Below are 17,458 nucleotides of genomic sequence, written 5' to 3' on the forward strand. Positions count from 1 at the left end.
GTTAGGCGTGCCACAGGTGATTGCGCTGCGAGCGAACCACGGTGGGAACCGCTCGCTTCACGCGCGCGTAACGGCCACAATGGGGGCATGGAAACGATGCTAGAAGAACGCACTTTGACCGCGCACGATCGCTGCGATCGCTGTGGCGCGCAGGCTTACGTGAAGTTCGAACTCGAGGTGGGCGGCGAGCTTCTCTTTTGCGCCCACCACGCACGTGCCAACGCCGAGGCCCTCGAGGGGATCGCGACCCGAGTCGTCGATGAGACCGAGCGCCTGACTTCCGCGCAGTAGCGCGGGTGAGCTACGGGGAGCGCCCGTAGCTCCTTACAGCACGAAAAAGTGGCCGCGCCCTCCGGGGCGCGGCCACTTTATGCTCACCTCAAAGCGAGTGCTGCTCGCGTCCACGTGGAGGGACGCGAGCAGCGCTTAGATAACCATACGGTTTAGTCGAGGTAGTCGCGGAGCACCTGCGAGCGCGAGGGATGGCGCAGCTTGCTCATGGTCTTCGACTCAATCTGGCGAATACGCTCGCGCGTGACACCGTAAACCTTGCCGATTTCGTCGAGCGTCTTGGGCTGGCCGTCCTCGAGGCCAAAACGCATGGCCACGACCCCCGACTCGCGCTCACTGAGCGTGTCGAGAACGGAGTGGAGCTGCTCCTGCAGGAGGGTGAAACTCACCGCATCGGCGGGCACGACTGCTTCGGAGTCCTCGATGAGGTCGCCGAATTCGCTGTCGCCATCTTCGCCGAGCGGGGTGTGGAGCGAGATTGGTTCGCGACCGTACTTCTGCACCTCGACGACCTTTTCCGGGGTCATGTCGAGTTCCTTCGCGAGTTCCTCGGGGAGCGGCTCGCGGCCGAGATCCTGAAGCATCTGGCGCTGCACCCGCGCGAGCTTATTGATGACCTCCACCATGTGAACCGGGATGCGGATCGTGCGCGCCTGATCAGCCATCGCGCGCGTAATCGCCTGACGAATCCACCAGGTCGCGTAGGTCGAGAATTTGTAGCCCTTCGCGTAGTCGAACTTCTCCACCGCGCGGATGAGGCCGAGGTTACCTTCCTGGATGAGGTCAAGGAAGAGCATGCCGCGCCCCGTGTAGCGCTTGGCGAGCGACACGACGAGGCGCAGGTTCGCTTCGAGGAGGTGATCCTTTGCTGCTCGGCCATCGGCAACAATGAGTTCGAGATCTCGCCCTTCGATTCCCTTCTTGAGAGAGGGATCCTGCTTGAGCTTGTGTTCGGCGTACAGGCCTGCCTCAATGCGCTCGGCAAGCTCAACTTCCTGAACCGCATTGAGCAGCGCAACCTTGCCGATCTGCTTGAGGTAGTCCTTGACGGGATCGGCGGTAGCTCCGGCAGTGACAACCTGCTGAGCGGGCGAGTCGTCCTCGTCGTTGGTGAGAGCAAACCCCTTGCTCGGATCGTCGTCGTCAGAGGAGTCCTCGCCTTTGGCGTCTCCCGCCTCTTCCGCGGCGGATTCTTCTTTCTTAGTGCCGCGCTTACCGGCCTTCTTGGCGGAGGAAGCCTTAGCGGCTTTCTTGCGTGAAGCCTTCGATTCTACGGTCTCAGTGCTTTCAGCTTCGTTCGAGGAATCTTCCGCCTCCGAGGGAGCCTCAGCGCTCTTGTCAGTCGAGGTGGTCTTCTTCGCGCTGCTCTTCTTTGCCGAAGAGGTCGCGGCTTTCTTCGAGGAGTCGCTCGCCTCGGCGGAGTCGTTGCTGCGCGCTTCGGCGCTCTTCGCACTCGACTTCTTCTTGCGAGAGCCGCTCGGGCGATCGAGAATCTCGATGCCGGCTTCCTCGAGCTTCTTCGAGAGCGAGGCAACCTTGTAGGGAGAAATGCCAAGATTCTTGGCGGCGGCTTTGAGTGCCTCGTAGCTCACCGAGGTTTCACCGTCGAGTGCCTTCGTGAGCGACTCAAGGTTCTCGGCGACTTCTTCTTTCTTAGACGTGCTCGTCGACACAGGCTTCCTTCAGTTGGGATCCGAGGGTGGCGTGCGGGCTCAGCTCTCGCACCGGGTGACTGGCGGGCGAATCGCGCACGGACCGTACAATTATAACGGCCCTTGCCCCTCATCTATTCCAACTGAGGCTAGTCCTTCGTCACGAGAACTGGGCAGGGCGACTCGAGTAGCAGCCGCTTGACGGTTTGGCCGAGCATGAGCCGACCTACCGGCGCGCTGTGTCGAAGGCCAATCACGATGAGGCTCGCCTTTTCTTCCCGCACGACGCGCAAGAGAAAATCACCGATATCGCGCGAGCTTTCCAACCCGGCCTCACGCACGCGAACCTCGAGAGTCTCAAGGTAGGCCCGCTCTTCATGGCTCATGTCCGCGGACACGCGCTTGATCGCTTCGTTGACTTCCTCTGCATCGGCGGATCGGGAGCCCTCAAGCGGATCGGAATAGGGGAAGGACGCAACGAGCAGCTCGCGGTCGGTCATGGCAACATCGCGAATGGCCGCAGCGAGCGCGGCATCTCCCTGCGAGGTCGAGGCGTAGGCGGCAACGACAACCATGACGGTCCTTTCGACGGGCAGCGTGTGCTGCGCAGACGGTGCGCGTGTAGCGCTCAACGATCGTGCGCGTCAAGTCTAATCGCTGTGCCCGTGCAGCGTCACGTGCGCCTTTCCTACCCCACGTGCGCGTGTGCCTGTCCGTCGCACGGCACCCTTCTTCACCTGCTCGGGGGAGCGTATGCCTCCTCAAGCCACAGTGGGCTCACTCCACCGGCCCCGAGACCGACGACGAGCTCGGCCATTTCGGACGAGTCCTCCACCGCGATAATGTCGCTCGCAAGCCGATAAGCCTCCCCCATGCGCCCGCTGAACCACAGGAGAAATGCGGCAATCGCCGCCAGGTTGGCGAAGGCAGCACGATAGCGGGCCGAGCAGTCCCACCCGTTCGAGCGCCGCCAAATCTCTGCCAGGGCGTTGATGAGACGGTCGCCCTCTCCACCGGGCATCAGATGTGCTGCGGGGAAAAACTCCGGATCTTCGAAGACGCGTTCGATGGCGTCGGACGGGCTGAGCGGCTCCTCTTCGTCAAGGCCAATCACGCTCGCGATGATGTGGTCGCGGCCCGGTCCTAGCACGGCGAGCGACGCGAGGGTGAGGACAGCCTCGCGGTAGTGTTCCGCGATGCCGGGGTCCAGCTTCTGCTCTCCCTGGCCGGCGAAGGCATGTGGTGTGAGCAGATCCGCGAGGGCCTCGCGGCTTTCATTCTCGAGGCACCTGAGCGAAGGAAAATCCACGTCTCTATCGCACAGTGGTTTCACCGCAGCAATGAGCGCGTCATGGGAGCTAGACTTTTCGATCTTCGAGCGGAACGGAATTCCGCTCGCCACCACACTCGCCGCAAAGGCGCTCTCTTCGAGCTCCCCGAGATGGGAGACGCGCCAGTACTCGGCATCAACGGTTGAGCTGAACGCCCACAGCCCTTCGTAAGCGTGAAGAGCACACGGGATTGTGACCCCGCTCATGAGACACGCCTCGGCAACGAGGTCGCAGAGTGTAATCAGCTGGCTCGTCTCGGCCATGTCACGCCAATGACCATCGAAGCACTCGACCCGCGCCCCCGAACACTCGCCACACTCACCGGGGGTTGGGGTGCCCGTTGCGAGGAGCGCAAGGTGAGTGGCGCCGAGCTCCTGCAGGTTGCGCGCGAGGCGACCAATCTCGCGGGCAAGAAGTTCTGCCTCCGCGCATTCCTCAAGGCGCATGCGGCTAAGGATCACACCAGAATCGCCGTGAAGGCTCGCCCCGCACCCGAAAATGATGAAAGAAGAGTTGAGGTCGAGGTGTGCGAATTGCATGGCGACTGCCGCGAAAACCTCTCGTGCATCGAGGAGATTGACGGTGGGAGCAAGCTCCGTGGATCCTGGCGAAAACTGCTGTGTGTTGTGTGTCATGCCTCCACGATCACCTGCGCAGTCCCCGCATGCGAGCCGCGCTGTCGGATATGGGGAGGCGCCACAGCTGTGGAGCGCGAGCCGCCACGAGTTTTGCTGTGGCACGATGGAAAAGCACAGCAGAACGACGAGAAAACAACGCCCCCGCGCCAAGGAGGACCCGCGTGCAACACCCCCCTTTCGACGACGTCCGCGAAAGCGTGACCGCGATTCTCACGCGTTTCCTTCAAAGTGAACAGGAGAGACTTGCCGCCCTAGCGCCGGAGCCCGCAGCGCTCAGTTCCAAGCTCGAAGGATTCCTCGAAGGCGGCAAGTGCCTACGCCCCATGTTCGTGCGCGCGGGAGCGCTCGCGGCCGCGGGCGACCTCGACGACACGACAGAACACGACATCGCGCAGCTCGGCGCCGCAGTTGAGCTCGTCCAAGCGGCAGCACTCATCCACGACGACGTCCTCGATCATTCCCCTACGCGCCGGGGCCGCCCCGCGATCCACGTCGCCGCCACGGCCCAGCACGAGAAGCACAACCTCAAAGGCAACGCCGAGGACTTCGGGGTGGCGACAGCAGTGATCCTCGGTGACCTCGCACTTTCGCTCGCCCACCAACTCGCTTCCTCCGCTTTTGCGGGCGAAGCCGACCGCGCACATTTCCACGCACTGTGCGCGGAAGTCATGGCCGGTCAATACCTCGATATTCTCAACCAGGCAGGCGCCATCACCTCCACCGACTCCGCAGCTACTTCCGCCCGCCTCGTGACTCGGTGGAAGACAGTTTCCTACACGGTGCACCGGCCCCTCATGATCGGCGCCACCCGATGTGGCGCCTCCCCGGAGCTCCTCACCGCCCTCAGCGACTACGCGCTTCCCGCAGGCGAGGCGTTTCAGCTTCGCGACGATCTCGACGGAGTATTTGGCGACGAATCTGCGCTCGGCAAATCCACGAGCTCCGACATCCTCGAGGGGAAGCGCACGATGCTCCTCGCTTTCACGGAAGAGGGCTCAACCGAAGCTGAGCGCCGCGTGCTGGCGGCCACCGTGGGCAACCCTCAGGCCACCGCCGAAGAGGTCGCCCATGTGCGCGACATCATGGAATCTACGGGAGCGCGCGAAAGCGTCGAGGGCCTCATTCGCACCCGGGAAGACAACGCGCGCGATGTCGTTGCCAGGGAACTCTCAACGCTGACATCGAGGAAGGCGTGCGAACTCCTCGACTCACTCGTGCGACAACTTGCCCGAACGGGACGCTAGAAACCGAGCGACTGCGCGCGTCGACGCACCTCTCCACGCTGGCCGCGACGCAAGTGATCGATCGGGCGACCAGGCAGGGAATCATCCGAGGTGAAAAGCCACTCGAGGATCTCGTAGTCGGAAAGGTGTTGATCGCGCAGCACCATGATCGTGCCACGAAGGTGCGCAATGACCTCGCCCTCAAGAAGAAAATCAGCGGGGACAGAGCGGACCTTGGGCGTCCCGCGACGCACCTGAACGAGATGGTTATCCTCGATAAGGCGCTGAACCTTCGTCACGGAAATATCGAGAATCTCGGCAACGTCCGGAAGGGTAAGCCACCGACCGACGAGCGAGTCGAGGCGGGAAATGTCGTCTTCTGAGATATTCACCCCTTCAGCATATTCCAGGGTGTCGCGCGCGGGCACGCGAGAGAGGCGCGCATAGACTTGCGGCGTGAGTACCGAGTCTTCTTCCCCAGACATCGGCCTCGTCCTTAGCGATCGCTATCGCATCGAGCACTTGATAGCGCGTGGCGGCATGGCCACGGTCTATCGAGGCTTCGACGAGCGCCTGCATCGCCCCGTCGCGCTCAAAATCATGCACCCGCATCTCGCGGATAACCCCGAGTTCATCTCGCGTTTCTCACGCGAAGCGCGAAGTGCCGCTCGACTCACCCACCCGCATGTCGTGAACGTCTACGACCAGGGCGAGGACCAGGGGCGCGTGTACCTCGCGATGCAACTCGTGGAAGGCGAAACCCTTCGCGACGAACTCCGACGTGAAAAAACCCTCACGCTCAAGCGTGCTCTTCGTGTGGGTCGCGACGTGCTTGCCGCTCTCGACGCCGCCCACCGCTCAGGCATCATCCACCGCGATATCAAGCCGGAAAACGTGCTCGTGAACGCCGAGCGCGACATTCTCGTCGCTGATTTCGGCCTCGCGCGCGCCGTAGGTTCCGCGACAACCTCCGCGACGGGCACGATGCTCGGCACGGTCGCCTACGTGAGCCCAGAGGTCGTCACGCGCGGCGTCAGCGACGCGCGCAGCGACCTGTACTCATGGGGCATCATGATGTTCGAGATGCTCGTGGGCCGCACGCCTTTCCAGGGCGACTCGGCGGTGCACATCGCTTACCAGCACGCGCACGAAGACATCCCCGCTCCCTCGCAGTTCGCGCCGGGCGTCCCCGCCTCCGTCGATTCGATCATCACGTGGGCAGCCTCGCGCCTTCCCGCCTCACGCCCGACACGTGCTCACGAAGTTCTCCTTGCCCTCGACGACATCCTCGATACGCTGAGCGCCACCGAGCTCGCGTATCGCGCGCAGCCCGCGGTCGAAGCAGCCGCAGACGACGCCACGGCTAATGTTCCTCGACTTACGCGCCAGATTCCCCCCGACGCCAAACCCGCTGCGGCCCCCTCGTCACCAGCATCGCCACCGTCGCCTTCGCACGCGACACGGGGTGGTGCGTCGCAAGCGGAATTGTTCTGGGAGAAGGGTGCCTCCAGTCCCTTAGGCAACGGTGCTTCGGGTAGCACGGGCGCGACCGCACGCAAGAGTTTCACTCCGAGCGAGAAACCGTCGGACTCCACTGATCCCGATGAGAGTATCCGCGAAGTGGCTCTCACGGGCCCCCACCGTTCACGAGGCGCCCATACCCGCGATTCGCATCCTTCGCCTCTCCTTCGCGCTCTCGCGATAGTGAGCATCCTCGCGCTCCTCGCGGCTTCGATTTTCGGGGCGCTGCGCTGGTACGACACCGAGGGTCCGGGCGGTATGCGGACCGTTCCGCTCGTTGCGGGCGCTCCCCTCAGCGATGCCGAGGCTGCGCTCCAGGCGGAGGATCTCGACGTCACGACCGCCAAGGCCTATAGCAACGACGTCCCCGCGGGGCGCGTGATCTCCTCCGACCCCGCAACAGGGGCCGAAGTGCACAAAGGCACGCCCGTGCGTCTCACGCTCTCGCTGGGCCAGGAACTATTCGATGTGCCGCAGGTGCAGGGACAGCCAATTTCCGACGCCACCTCGGCCCTGGCAGACGCAGGATTCGAGAGCACCGAAACCCGCGCATATTCCTCGGAAGTACCGAAAGATTCGGTGATCAGCCAGGAGCCCGCTGACACATCGCTGCCCCACGGAGCGAACATCACGCTTACCGTCAGCGACGGCCCCGAGCCCGTTGAGGTACCGAGCGTCGCGGGAAGCGAACGCAAAGCCGCCATCAAAGCACTCGAAGACGCGGGGCTCGTCGCGAAAGTCACCGAGCAGTACAACTCGAAAGTGCCGGCGGGGCAGGTCATCTCCCAGGACCCGGCGGGAGCCACTTCCGCGCTTCCCGGTAGCGAGGTGAAGGTTTCGATCTCGCTAGGCCCGAACCTCGTGGACGTGCCCGACGTTTTCCGCAAGAGTGAAGCGGATGCCCGTGCGGCGCTCGAGGGCGCCGGCCTCAAGGTCGAGGTCGTGTACGAACGCGGAACCCCCGTGTTCGATCTCGTGTCGCAACAGTCCCAGCCGGGCGGCACGAAGGTGCCACGCGGCTCGACCGTCACGATTACGGTCTACTAAAGTCGATTAGCTCGGGCGGTTGCCAAGCATATCTGCGACGAGAAACGCGAGCTCAAGCGACTGCGAGTGGTTGAGACGGGGATCCACGAGAGTCTCGTAGCGATGCTGCAGCCCCTCTTCATCAAGCTCGCCTGAGCCACCGAGAACCTCGGTGACATCATCGCCCGTAAGCTCCATGTGGAGCCCGGCGGGTACGGTTCCGACCTCCCAATGCGCTTCGAAGAAGCCCCGCACCTCGTCCATGATGTCGTCGAAGCGGCGAGTCTTGTAACCGTTCGAGCTCGTGATCGTGTTGCCGTGCATCGGGTCGGTTACCCAGACGGCCTCGATTCCCTCGCTCTTTGCGGCCTCGAGGAGCACGGGAAGCTTCTCGCGCACGTTTGCGGCGCCCATGCGGCTCACGAAGGTGAGGCGGCCCGCCTCGCGCTCGGGGTCAAGAACATCGGCGAGGCGGAGCATGTCCTCGACGCTTGCGTTCGGGCCGAGCTTCACCCCAATCGGATTGCGCAGTTGCGACATGAAGTGCACGTGCGCACCATCGAGCTGACGTGTACGTTCCCCAATCCAGAGGAAGTGCCCCGAGCAGCCGTAAATCTCCCCCGTGCGCGAATCAACACGCGCAAGTGCTTCTTCGTAATCCAAAAGAAGCGCCTCGTGAGACGAGTAGAACTCGACCATGCGAATGGGATCGAAGTCCACGCCGATCGCCTCCATGAAGCGCACGGCACGCTCGATGTCGTCCGCGACGCGCACGTACTTCGAGTAGGCGTCGGACTCCACGAAGCCCTTGTTCCAGGCCTGCACCTGCCTGAGGTCGGCGAAACCGCCTCCCGTGAACGCTCGCAAAAGATTAAGAGTCTGCGAAGCGGTCGTGTACATCTTCCACAGGCGTGAAGGATCCGGCACGCGGGATTCGGGCGTGAACTCATACCCGTTTACGGCATCGCCGCGGTAGCTCGGGAGGCTCACGCCATCGATCGTCTCGGTATCGCTCGAGCGAGGCTTCGCGAACTGTCCCGCCATGCGCCCCATTTTGATGGTGGGCAGGGACGCGCCATAGGTGAGGATCGCTGCCATCTGGAGGATCGTCTGAACCTTGTTCTTAATGCGATCTGCGGTCGAATCGGCGAAAGTTTCGGCGCAATCGCCGCCTTGGAGCAAGAATGCCTCACCACGAGCTGCCTTCGCGAGATGCGTGCGAAGCAGGTCGACCTCGCCGGCGAACACGAGTGGTGGCGCTGCGCGAAGCTCATCAAACACCCGCGCGCGCTCCTCCTCATTCGGCCACGTGGGCTGCTGGATGCGCGGATATTCGCGCCACGACGAGAGTGCCTCAAGGTGGGCTGAGGATTCGGAGAGCTCAAAGGGGTGGAAGCTCGCGGCAACGTTTCGGTTCTGGTAACTCACCCGGTCATAGTAGGCGAAACCTGCGTGCGGGGCATGTGCAGTCCACGCGCGGTCGCGCTCAAACGCGCTCGTGCGCCTTCGCGCGCGAAGCCTTGAGGCTCTTCTTCACCTCGGAAGCGTACTCATCCACGTACTCTTGGCCGGACAAGTCGCGAATCGCCTCCATGAGAATACGCGCAAGGGCACGCAGCTCATCGCGCGAAGCGGGGGAATTGCTCGACGCCCCGCCCCTGAGACCTGCCAACTCGGCGCGCATATCGAGCGTGGGGCCGATCGTCGTGTGCAGGCTCGCCCCTAGTTTCGGAAGAATGGATTTCTTCGAGCGCTGGGCCTCAAACGCACCAATTTCAGCAACGGGAAGAATAGGCGCCCCGGTCGCGAGCGCGAGACGAACCGCGCCAGTCTTGCCGCGGTACATGCGACCATCGGGGCTTCTCGTGCCCTCGGGAAAAACCCCGAGGGCGTGCTCACCTTCAAGCACGGCAATCCCCGCGTTCAGCGCCGCGCTCGCGCCTGCCTGCCCCGAACGGTCCACGGGGATGACATTGACAGACCGCATGAGCCACGCGAAAAACTTTCCCGGCAATCCCTTGCCTTTAAAAAGAGCGTCTTTGCCGAGCCAGTGAATCTCGCGCGGGATCATGCACGGCACAACATAGGTTTCAAACGCGGAGACATGGTTGCAGGCCATGATCATGCGCCCCGAGGACGGAACGTTTTCTAGGCCCGAGACTGTCGGGCGCCATACGATCCTCAGGAGGAATTTCACGATGGGCTGCAAGGCAGAATAAAGATGCACGGCTCAACCTTATAGGGCAGCGACCAGCGTGAGGGAACGAATGCGCCACGAAGGCCTGCCAAGGAGGCCCAATCCATCGAAGACGCGTACACTCGACTTCAGCGCCGCCTAGCAGTCAAGGAGCATTCCCCCGTGTCACGCGAGTTCGAAACACCTCAGATCGCTGAGTCGAAACCCGACGAAAACATCACTGATTTCCTCCTCTTGCGCCGCACAAAGCACGCCGATATCCCCCTGTGGGAGCGCCAGCTGACACCGGGCACATGGTCGCCCATGTATGCACCCGAGTTCATCACGCTCGTCAAGCGCCTCGCGCAAGGGCTCATCAACGAGGGTCTCAAGCCCGGTGATCGCGTGGCGATCATGTCGCGCACACGTTTCGAATGGACACTCATCGACTGGGCGCTGTGGTTCACCGGCGCCATTAGCGTGCCGATCTACGAAACCTCCTCCCCCGGGCAAATCGAATGGATTGCCTCTGACTCGGGTGCACGCTTCATTTTCTGCGAGAACGCCGGCCATGCGCAGGACATCGATGAGGTGCGCTCCTCGCTACCTGACCTCGAGCAGGTCTGGGTTATCGATGAAGGCATCATCGACGCACTTTCCGTTGCCGAGAGCGACGTTGACGACGAGGCTGTCGAAAAGGCTCGCACGAGCCGCCACAAAACCGACACCGCAACGATCGTCTACACCTCGGGCACAACGGGCCGCCCGAAAGGCGTGGAACTCACGCACGCGAACTTCATGGACCAATCGCTCAATGCGATTGGGCTTCTCGGTGAGGCCGTGATGCCTCCTGGCTCGCGCCTCCTCATGTTCTTGCCCCTCGCGCACGTGTTCGCGCGCGACATCACTTTCATCACGGTCGTCACCGCATGCACGACCGGTTTTTCGCCTGACGCGAAGCACCTTCTCGACGACCTGGCATCGTTCAAGCCGACCGTTCTGCTCGCCGTACCGCGCGTATTCGAAAAGGTCTACAACGGTGCCGAGCAAAAGGCTGTTGGCGACGGCAAGGGGAAGATCTTCCACCACGCGGTCGACGTCGCAATTGACTACTCCAAGGGCCTCGATACCGGCAAGATTCCCCTGCACATCAAGGCTCAGTACAAGCTGTTCGACAAGCTCGTGTACTCGAAGCTTCGCAACCTCATGGGCGGCAAGCTCAATTACGCCATTTCGGGCGGGGCGCCGCTCGGCGATCGCCTCCCCCATTTCTTCCGCGGGGTGGGCGTCACGATTCTCGAGGGGTACGGCCTTACTGAAACCACCGCCCCCGTGGGCGTCAACAACCCTTGGAACGTGAAGGTGGGCACCGTGGGCCCGCCGTTCCCGGGCTCCAAGGTGAAGCTCAACGATAAGGGTGAGCTTCTCGTGAAAGGCGTCATGGTGTTCAAGGGGTATTGGAACAACCCCGAAGCAACAGCCCAGGCTCTCCAGGATGGCTGGTTCAACACGGGCGACACCGCAACGATCGACGAAGACGGTTACATCACGATTACCGGGCGCTCGAAAGAAATCATCGTGACGGCGGGCGGGAAGAACGTCTCCCCCGCACAGCTCGAGGACGTCGTGCGCCAGAGTCCTGTTGTCAGCCAGTGCATCGTTCTTGGTGACCAGAAACCCTTCGTCTCGGCAATCGTGACGCTCGATCGCGAGATGCTTCCACGGTGGCTGAAGAACAAGGGACTTGGCTCGGTTCCCATGGCTGAAGCGATTTCCCACGAGGACGTCGTCGCCGAGGTCCAAAGAGTCGTCGACGAGGCTAATACTTCGGTCTCGCGCGCCGAGTCGATCCGCAAGTTCGAGATCATCGACGCGGACTTCACGGAAGAAAACGGTTACCTCACCCCGTCGTTCAAGCTCAAGCGCGCCGCCGTCGTCAAAGACTTCTCCGACGTCATCGACCGTATTTATACGAAGAAAAAGTAAGGCGGAAGCGCAATCGCTCACGTAGCGCAGCGAGCGTTTGAGGATCTCGGCCCCGAGCTGGTCGATGTCGAATTCGTCGTCGTCGACCTCGAAACAACCGGGACTAACGCCGATCTCGACGCGATCACGGAAATCGGCGCCGTTCGTGTGGTGGGCGGCGAGGTCGTCGAAGAATTTCAAACCTTCGTCAACCCCGAACGGCCGATCCCCGCGTATATCGCCGCGCTGACCGGTATTTCCGATCACATGGTGAGAGAGGCGCCCACGGCAGAAGCCGTCATCCCCGCGTTTCTCGAGTTCGCGCGTACATCCGTGCTCGTTGCCCACAACGCGCGCTTCGACATCGGCTTCCTCAAGGCCGCGGCACTGAGGCTCGAGTACCGTTGGCCTCCCTTCGAGGTTGTTGACACTCTCGCTCTCGCCCGCAGGGTCTTTGGCCGCGACGAGGTAAAAAACCACAAGCTCTCAACGCTCGCAAGCACCGTGGGGGCGACCACAGTCCCGAATCACCGGGCACTTTCCGATGCGCGTGCGACAGTCGATGTGCTCCACGAAATCATCGCGCGCCTCTCCACGAGTGGAGCGAGTCATCTTTCCGATCTCACCACGAGCGGCAAGAGGGCGACTCCCGCGCAAATTCGCAAACGCTACCTCGCCGCCGACATTCCGGCAGTCCCAGGCGTGTATTCGTTCATCGATGCACACGGCTCCGCGCTGTATATCGGGAAATCCGGCAACCTCCGCTCACGCGTCCGCACCTACTTTTCGCCGCACGAAACGAGGCGTGCCGTTCTCGACATCATCCCTGCGACCGAGCGCATCGACGTGGTGCAATGCTCGAGCGAATCCGAAGCCGCGGTCCGCGAAATGCGCGCGATCGCCCGCACACGCCCTCTCGCGAACCGCCAGGGAGTGCGGCGATCGCTCGGCAATTGGCTGCGTGTGAATCAGGATGGTCTGCGCCTCGCGCGCAAAGTTCATGAGGAAACCGCCGTCCATGCCTATATCGGTCCGCTGCGCTCGCGCCACGATGTCGAACCCATTCGCTCGCTCGTCTACGCGGCCTTGGGCTCGGCGGTCGGGAGCGAGCAAACTCCCGGCTCTGAGGCTGGCCCGCTTGAAAGCGAGGGTCCGACGGTTGCCGAGGGACCGTCGGACCGTCTGTGCGGACACCCGGGCTTCCACGCGCGCATGCACCGAGCCCTCACCGAGGACCCACGTGATGTTTTCGAGTATGCGGCGGCGAAGATGCGTGTCCTCGTGGAGCGCGGACTTTACGAAAACGCCGAAGCACTCCGCACCCGAGTGGAGCTGTTTACGCATGCGGCACGCCGCGCGGCGCGGCTGCGCTCAATCGCTGCCGTGCCGCTCATTGTCGCTGCTCGTAAGGTCGCCTGCCCGGGAGCAGAGGCAGATACGCCATGGCAGTGGGAGATTTTCGCGGTGCGCCACGGGCGTCTCGGAGCCACTCGCACGATGCCCGCGTGGACGGACCCGCTCTCTGTGGTCGCGCAGCTCTCACGCGAAAGCGAACCGGAGACCGAGCTGCGCGCGCCAATGTGCTTCGGCTATCACCACGAGGCCGAGCTCATCCTCGAGTGGCTCGCCGAACCGGGGATAAGGATCGTGCACATTGAGGGCGAATGGTCGATGCCCTCTACAGCGCGCTTCACCCTCGAGGAATTTCAGCGCACGTTCACGCGCTCTGCGACGCCGTAACCCAGCAATCAAGTGCAGCCTGAGCGGCGCCGGAATCGAGTGATGCTTCTGCACGCTTCACCGCGTTACGCATGCGGTCCATGAAAGCGAGGCAGGCGTCGGAATCTTGTTCAAGTCCTTCGGCTGCGACGATGCCCGAAGCGGCATTGAGCACGACGGCATCGCGAACCGGCCCCGTTTTGCCCGCGAGAAGATCGCGCGCGACTTGCGCGTTATAGGAAGGATCGCCTCCTCGAAGTGCGTCGATGCTCGCACGTGAAAGTCCGAAATCCTCGGGCTTGACCACGTGTGTGGTGACGATACCGCCGTGGACTTCCCAGACATCGGATTCGGCGGCGATACTCAACTCATCGAGACCGTCCCGGCCCCGCACAACGACTGCCGAAGCCCCGCGGTCGGCAAAAACTCCAGCGATCACGGGGGCCATCTCCTCAAAAGCAACCCCCACCGAATGTGCCCGAACGCCCGCGGGATTCGTGATGGGACCGAGAACGTTGAAGACCGTGGGGAGCTTGAGGCCGCCGCGTGCGGGAGCCGCGTGTTTCATCGAAGGGTGGAACACCTGCGCGAAGCAAAACGAAATTCCTGCTTCGTCAAGGACGCGTTGAACATGTGCAACGGGAAGGTCGAGGCGCACGCCCAGCGCTTCGAGAACGTCGGCGGAACCCGATTTCGAGCTCACGGCCCGATTGCCGTGTTTCGCGACAGGGATTCCGGCGCCACGAATGACAAGCGAGGCCATAGTCGAGACATTCACCGTATGTGCACCATCGCCGCCGGTCCCCACGATGTCTACGGCACCTTGCGGCGCCGTGATGGTTGTAGAGTGCTCGAGCATCGAGGAGGCAAGCGCATTCACTTCATGCACGACAGCACCCTTGGCTTGGAGTGCCACGAGGAATCCCGCGAGTGGGACCGGATCAACCTTCCCCGTCATGACCTGACCCATGGCCCACCACGCCTCATCGCTCGTGAGATCGCGCCCCTTCGTGAGGGCGGTGGTCAGTGCCGACCAGGTATAGATTTCTTGATCCGTCATAGCGCCCATGCTAAGCCGCGCCGACTCGTGACGTAGGGCATGCTCACCAGGCGGAACAGGGCTTAGATCACGCAAAAAACCGGGACAAAAGCCCCCATTCGATTCAACAATCACGCTCCTAGCGGGTATGCTGAAAAAACCTGCGCACGGACTTTTGTCCCAGCAGGGCCGCGAGGGCTCCTGCCCCACGGCCGAGACCATGTGCCGTGCATGGCCTCGCTTCCCGACCAACGACGAATGAGAACCGTGACAACAGCGACTCTTTCCTCCGCCCCTCGCACCTCCCCCGTGAGCAGGCCGAACACCACTCAGGTCGGCACCATCGTGTGGCTCGCGAGCGAAATCATGTTCTTCGGTGCGCTCTTTGCCATGTACTTCACGCTGTACGGCGTTGTGCCCGAAGTGTTCTACGAGGGCCAGAAGAACTTCACGCTCAACTTCGCCATCACCAACACGATCATCCTGGTCACAAGCTCGATCACGTGCCAGATGGGCGTCTTCGCAGCCGAGAAGCGCCGTAAGCGCCGCACCGGTTCGATCGTCAACATTGCCGGTTGGGGCCTTATCGAGTGGTACACGCTCACGTTCGTGCTCGGCGCGATTTTCGTCTCAGGCCAGGTCTTCGAGTACGCCGAGCTCATCCACAAGAGCCTCACGATTTCGAGCACGCCGCACGGTTCGATCTTCTACCTCGCCACGGGCTTCCACGGCCTCCACGTCCTTGGCGGGCTCATCGCCTTCCTCTTTGTTCTCGCGCGCGCTTACGCCGCGAAGAACTTCACGCACCACGAAGAAGTCAGCGCGATCTGCGTGTCGTACTACTGGCACTTCGTCGATGTCATTTGGGTAGCACTCTTCTTCGTCGTCTACCTCCTCGATCCACTCGTCCTGCACACCGTCGAAGGCAATTGGGTCTTCTTCTAAAGTTTCCCTTGCTCGGATTCGCACCCTTTACCGAAACGAGGTCCTCACAGTGAAGGCTTTGGCCACACACCGCCATCACCCGATGGCGCTCCTTGCCATCATCCTGATGGCGTTGATCGCCACGGGCGGGTTGTTCGCCGTCCTCTCCCCCAAGGATGCTTCCGCCGAGGCCTTCTCGGCGTCGGATGTCGCCGAGGGGAAGAAGCTTTTCGTGTCGAACTGCGCGACCTGCCACGGCATGAACGGCGAAGGCCGCAAGGACGACGACGGTAATACAGTTGGCTCCTCGCTCATCGGCGTCGGTGCCGCAGCCGTCGACTTCCAGGTCGGCACGGGTCGTATGCCAATGCAGGAATCCGGCCCCCAGGCGCAGCGCAAGCCCGTGCAGTTCACTGACAAGCAGATCTCGCAGCTTTCCGCTTATGTCGCTTCGCTCGGCCCCGGCCCCTCGGTCCCGGGTGAAGAGCAGCTCAACACCGAGGGTGCGGACGTCACCAAGGGCGGCGAAATTTTCCGCATCAACTGCGCCATGTGCCACAGCGCATCCGCCGCTGGCGGCGCCCTCACCGAGGGAAAGTGGGCCCCCACTCTTCGCGGTGTTGAGGACAAGCACATCTACGAAGCCATGGAAACCGGCCCCCAGAACATGCCGGTGTTCAACGACAACAACCTGAGCCCCGATGACAAGCGCGATGTCATCGCCTATCTCAACCAGCTCGAAGAGAATGGCTCGCCCGGCGGGTACTCGCTTGGCGCGCTCGGCCCGGTCACCGAGGGCCTCTTCGCCTGGACGGCGATTCTCGCGATCCTGCTCGGCTGCGCAATCTGGTTGGGAGCTAAGGCAAAGTGAACGAACTGACCCACAACATTGACGGCACCTCACCGCGCAAGGGCGTAAGCACCGTCGCGCGCGCAGAGGAAGGTGGTTTCCGGAACCCGGGTATTCCGCCCCACGAATATCGCCAGGCGGACCTCGACCCAAAGGCCGAAAAGCGCGCCGAGCGAATCGTCTCGCTGCTCTTCCTCCTCTCGATCCTTGGTACGGCGTTCTTTATCGCCTCCTACTTCCTGTTCAGCCCCACGGGCACGAACCTCCTTGCCGAGGAAGGCACGCTTTCGGCCGTGCACTGGTCGACACTCACCATGGGCGTTGGCCTCGCCGTGGGCGTGTTCTTTATTGGCGCGGGCGCGATTCACTGGGCGAAAACCCTCATGCCCGACCACGAAGTCACCGAGGAGCGTCACGCACAGCGAGGTGACGAGGAGACCCGCGAAGCTGCGTCGAACATTCTTGTCGACGGCATCAACGAATCCGGTATTGCTCGCCGCCCCCTCGTTGTAGCGTCGCTCGTGGGAGCGCTCGCGGCGCTCCCCATCGCGGTGCTTTTCCCGATTTCTACCCTTGGCCCCTTGCCCGGCAACAAGCTCCACCACACCTACTGGGGCCGGGCAACAGAAAACAAGAAGCGGGTGCGCATCGCTCGCGACCACGACCAGACCCCGATCAAGGCCTCCGACGTCACGGTCGGCTCGATCTTCCACGTGATGCCCGAGGGCCTCACGGAAGAAACGCCCGATTGGATCGAAGAACGTGCCAAGGCAGCCGCCGTGCTCGTGCGCATCGATCCTGCGGATGGCAAGAGCGAAGCATCGCTTGAAGCGGGGCACGAAGGCATTCTCGCGTTCTCCAAGATCTGCACGCACGTTGGTTGCCCGGTAGCTCTCTACGAGCAGCAGACCCACCACATGCTCTGCCCGTGCCACCAGTCGACCTTCGATGTCACTGACGGCGCGAAGGTCGTGTTCGGTCCCGCGCACCGCCCGCTTCCCCAACTTCCCATCGAGGTTGACGACGAGGGCTACCTCGTGGCGACCGGCGATTTCCCCGAGCCCATCGGTCCCAGCTTCTGGGACATTCACAAGGAGAAGTAA

The 17,458-nt window shown here is 62.5% G+C and carries 15 protein-coding genes; 8 read left to right on the forward strand and 7 right to left on the reverse strand.

Going from position 1 to position 17,458, the window contains the following annotated elements:
• Positions 1–87: 87 nt before the first annotated feature.
• A complete protein-coding gene (locus NBW56_RS01480; RefSeq protein ID WP_074296640.1) occupies positions 88–291 on the forward strand; it encodes a DUF7455 domain-containing protein in 204 nt (67 codons plus the stop codon).
• Between the two features lie 152 nt (positions 292–443).
• Here NBW56_RS01480 and NBW56_RS01485 read toward each other — a convergent pair whose 3' ends face one another.
• The 3 genes from NBW56_RS01485 to NBW56_RS01495 all read right to left on the reverse strand — a co-directional run bounded on the left by NBW56_RS01485 (position 444) and on the right by NBW56_RS01495 (position 3,909).
• Positions 444–1,964 carry an RNA polymerase sigma factor gene (locus tag NBW56_RS01485; protein WP_250257710.1) on the reverse strand — a complete coding sequence of 507 codons (1,521 nt, stop codon included), beginning with the start codon at positions 1,962–1,964 and terminating at the stop codon, positions 444–446.
• 128 nt (positions 1,965–2,092) lie between these two features.
• The gene (locus NBW56_RS01490) at positions 2,093–2,518 is read right to left on the reverse strand and encodes a universal stress protein (RefSeq protein ID WP_065247906.1); all 426 of its coding nucleotides are present in this window, start codon (positions 2,516–2,518) and stop codon (positions 2,093–2,095) included.
• A 158-nt stretch (positions 2,519–2,676) separates the two neighbouring features.
• Positions 2,677–3,909 (reverse strand): hypothetical protein, encoded by a 1,233-nt coding sequence (locus NBW56_RS01495; RefSeq protein ID WP_250257711.1) that lies wholly within the window; start codon positions 3,907–3,909, stop codon positions 2,677–2,679.
• A 164-nt stretch (positions 3,910–4,073) separates the two neighbouring features.
• On the opposite strand from NBW56_RS01495, the gene NBW56_RS01500 reads away from it, so the two are divergent.
• Positions 4,074–5,156 (forward strand): polyprenyl synthetase family protein, encoded by a 1,083-nt coding sequence (locus NBW56_RS01500; RefSeq protein ID WP_250257712.1) that lies wholly within the window; start codon positions 4,074–4,076, stop codon positions 5,154–5,156.
• Here NBW56_RS01500 and NBW56_RS01505 read toward each other — a convergent pair.
• Positions 5,153–5,527, reverse strand: coding sequence for an Rv2175c family DNA-binding protein (locus NBW56_RS01505; RefSeq protein WP_250257713.1), 375 nt, complete (start codon positions 5,525–5,527; stop codon positions 5,153–5,155). The genes NBW56_RS01500 and NBW56_RS01505 overlap by 4 nt on opposite strands.
• A 64-nt stretch (positions 5,528–5,591) precedes the next feature.
• Here NBW56_RS01505 and pknB point away from each other — a divergent pair, with 64 nt between their 5' ends.
• A complete protein-coding gene (gene pknB, locus NBW56_RS01510) occupies positions 5,592–7,703 on the forward strand; it encodes a Stk1 family PASTA domain-containing Ser/Thr kinase (protein WP_250257714.1) in 2,112 nt (703 codons plus the stop codon).
• 6 nt (positions 7,704–7,709) lie between these two features.
• Here pknB and NBW56_RS01515 read toward each other — a convergent pair whose 3' ends face one another.
• Both NBW56_RS01515 and NBW56_RS01520 read right to left on the reverse strand, forming a co-directional pair.
• Positions 7,710–9,110 carry a class II 3-deoxy-7-phosphoheptulonate synthase gene (locus tag NBW56_RS01515; protein WP_250257715.1) on the reverse strand — a complete coding sequence of 467 codons (1,401 nt, stop codon included), beginning with the start codon at positions 9,108–9,110 and terminating at the stop codon, positions 7,710–7,712.
• A 58-nt stretch (positions 9,111–9,168) separates the two neighbouring features.
• On the reverse strand, positions 9,169–9,909 hold the full coding sequence (locus tag NBW56_RS01520; protein ID WP_250257716.1) for a lysophospholipid acyltransferase family protein: 741 nt from the start codon (positions 9,907–9,909) through the stop codon (positions 9,169–9,171).
• Between the two features lie 132 nt (positions 9,910–10,041).
• On the opposite strand from NBW56_RS01520, the gene NBW56_RS01525 reads away from it, so the two are divergent.
• Both NBW56_RS01525 and NBW56_RS01530 read left to right on the forward strand, forming a co-directional pair.
• Entirely contained in the window at positions 10,042–11,844 is a 1,803-nt protein-coding gene (locus tag NBW56_RS01525; protein WP_250257717.1) for an AMP-dependent synthetase/ligase, read from the forward strand.
• Between the two features lie 12 nt (positions 11,845–11,856).
• Positions 11,857–13,563 carry a DEDD exonuclease domain-containing protein gene (locus NBW56_RS01530; RefSeq protein WP_284346099.1) on the forward strand — a complete coding sequence of 569 codons (1,707 nt, stop codon included), beginning with the start codon at positions 11,857–11,859 and terminating at the stop codon, positions 13,561–13,563.
• Here the strand turns inward: NBW56_RS01530 and trpD are convergent.
• On the reverse strand, positions 13,541–14,611 hold the full coding sequence (gene trpD, locus NBW56_RS01535) for an anthranilate phosphoribosyltransferase (protein ID WP_150333163.1): 1,071 nt from the start codon (positions 14,609–14,611) through the stop codon (positions 13,541–13,543). The two genes, NBW56_RS01530 and trpD, sit on opposite strands and share 23 nt — an antisense overlap.
• A gap of 228 nt (positions 14,612–14,839) precedes the next feature.
• On the opposite strand from trpD, the gene ctaE reads away from it, so the two are divergent.
• Genes ctaE through qcrA form a run of 3 tightly spaced genes read left to right on the forward strand, consistent with a single transcriptional unit; the run spans position 14,840 to position 17,458 of the window.
• A complete protein-coding gene (ctaE, locus tag NBW56_RS01540; protein ID WP_250257718.1) occupies positions 14,840–15,526 on the forward strand; it encodes an aa3-type cytochrome oxidase subunit III in 687 nt (228 codons plus the stop codon).
• 49 nt (positions 15,527–15,575) lie between these two features.
• Positions 15,576–16,376: a cytochrome bc1 complex diheme cytochrome c subunit gene (qcrC, locus tag NBW56_RS01545; RefSeq protein ID WP_126846175.1), complete on the forward strand. Its 801-nt coding sequence runs from the start codon at positions 15,576–15,578 to the stop codon at positions 16,374–16,376.
• 5 nt (positions 16,377–16,381) lie between these two features.
• On the forward strand, positions 16,382–17,458 hold the full coding sequence (gene qcrA, locus NBW56_RS01550) for a cytochrome bc1 complex Rieske iron-sulfur subunit (protein ID WP_164497567.1): 1,077 nt from the start codon (positions 16,382–16,384) through the stop codon (positions 17,456–17,458).

Source organism: Dermabacter sp. Marseille-Q3180, from assembly GCF_940792985.1.
In the GTDB taxonomy this organism is placed as follows: domain Bacteria; phylum Actinomycetota; class Actinomycetes; order Actinomycetales; family Dermabacteraceae; genus Dermabacter; species Dermabacter vaginalis.

Excerpts from the sequence above, each read along its gene's own strand:
- NBW56_RS01480 (WP_074296640.1), top strand. The coding sequence starts at position 88 with ATGGAAACGATGCTAGAAGAACGCACTTTGACCGCGCACGATCGCTGC.
- NBW56_RS01490 (WP_065247906.1), bottom strand. The coding sequence starts at position 2,518 with ATGGTTGTCGTTGCCGCCTACGCCTCGACCTCGCAGGGAGATGCCGCG.
- NBW56_RS01495 (WP_250257711.1), bottom strand. The coding sequence starts at position 3,909 with ATGACACACAACACACAGCAGTTTTCGCCAGGATCCACGGAGCTTGCT.
- trpD (WP_150333163.1), bottom strand. The coding sequence starts at position 14,611 with ATGGGCGCTATGACGGATCAAGAAATCTATACCTGGTCGGCACTGACC.
- ctaE (WP_250257718.1), top strand. The coding sequence starts at position 14,840 with ATGAGAACCGTGACAACAGCGACTCTTTCCTCCGCCCCTCGCACCTCC.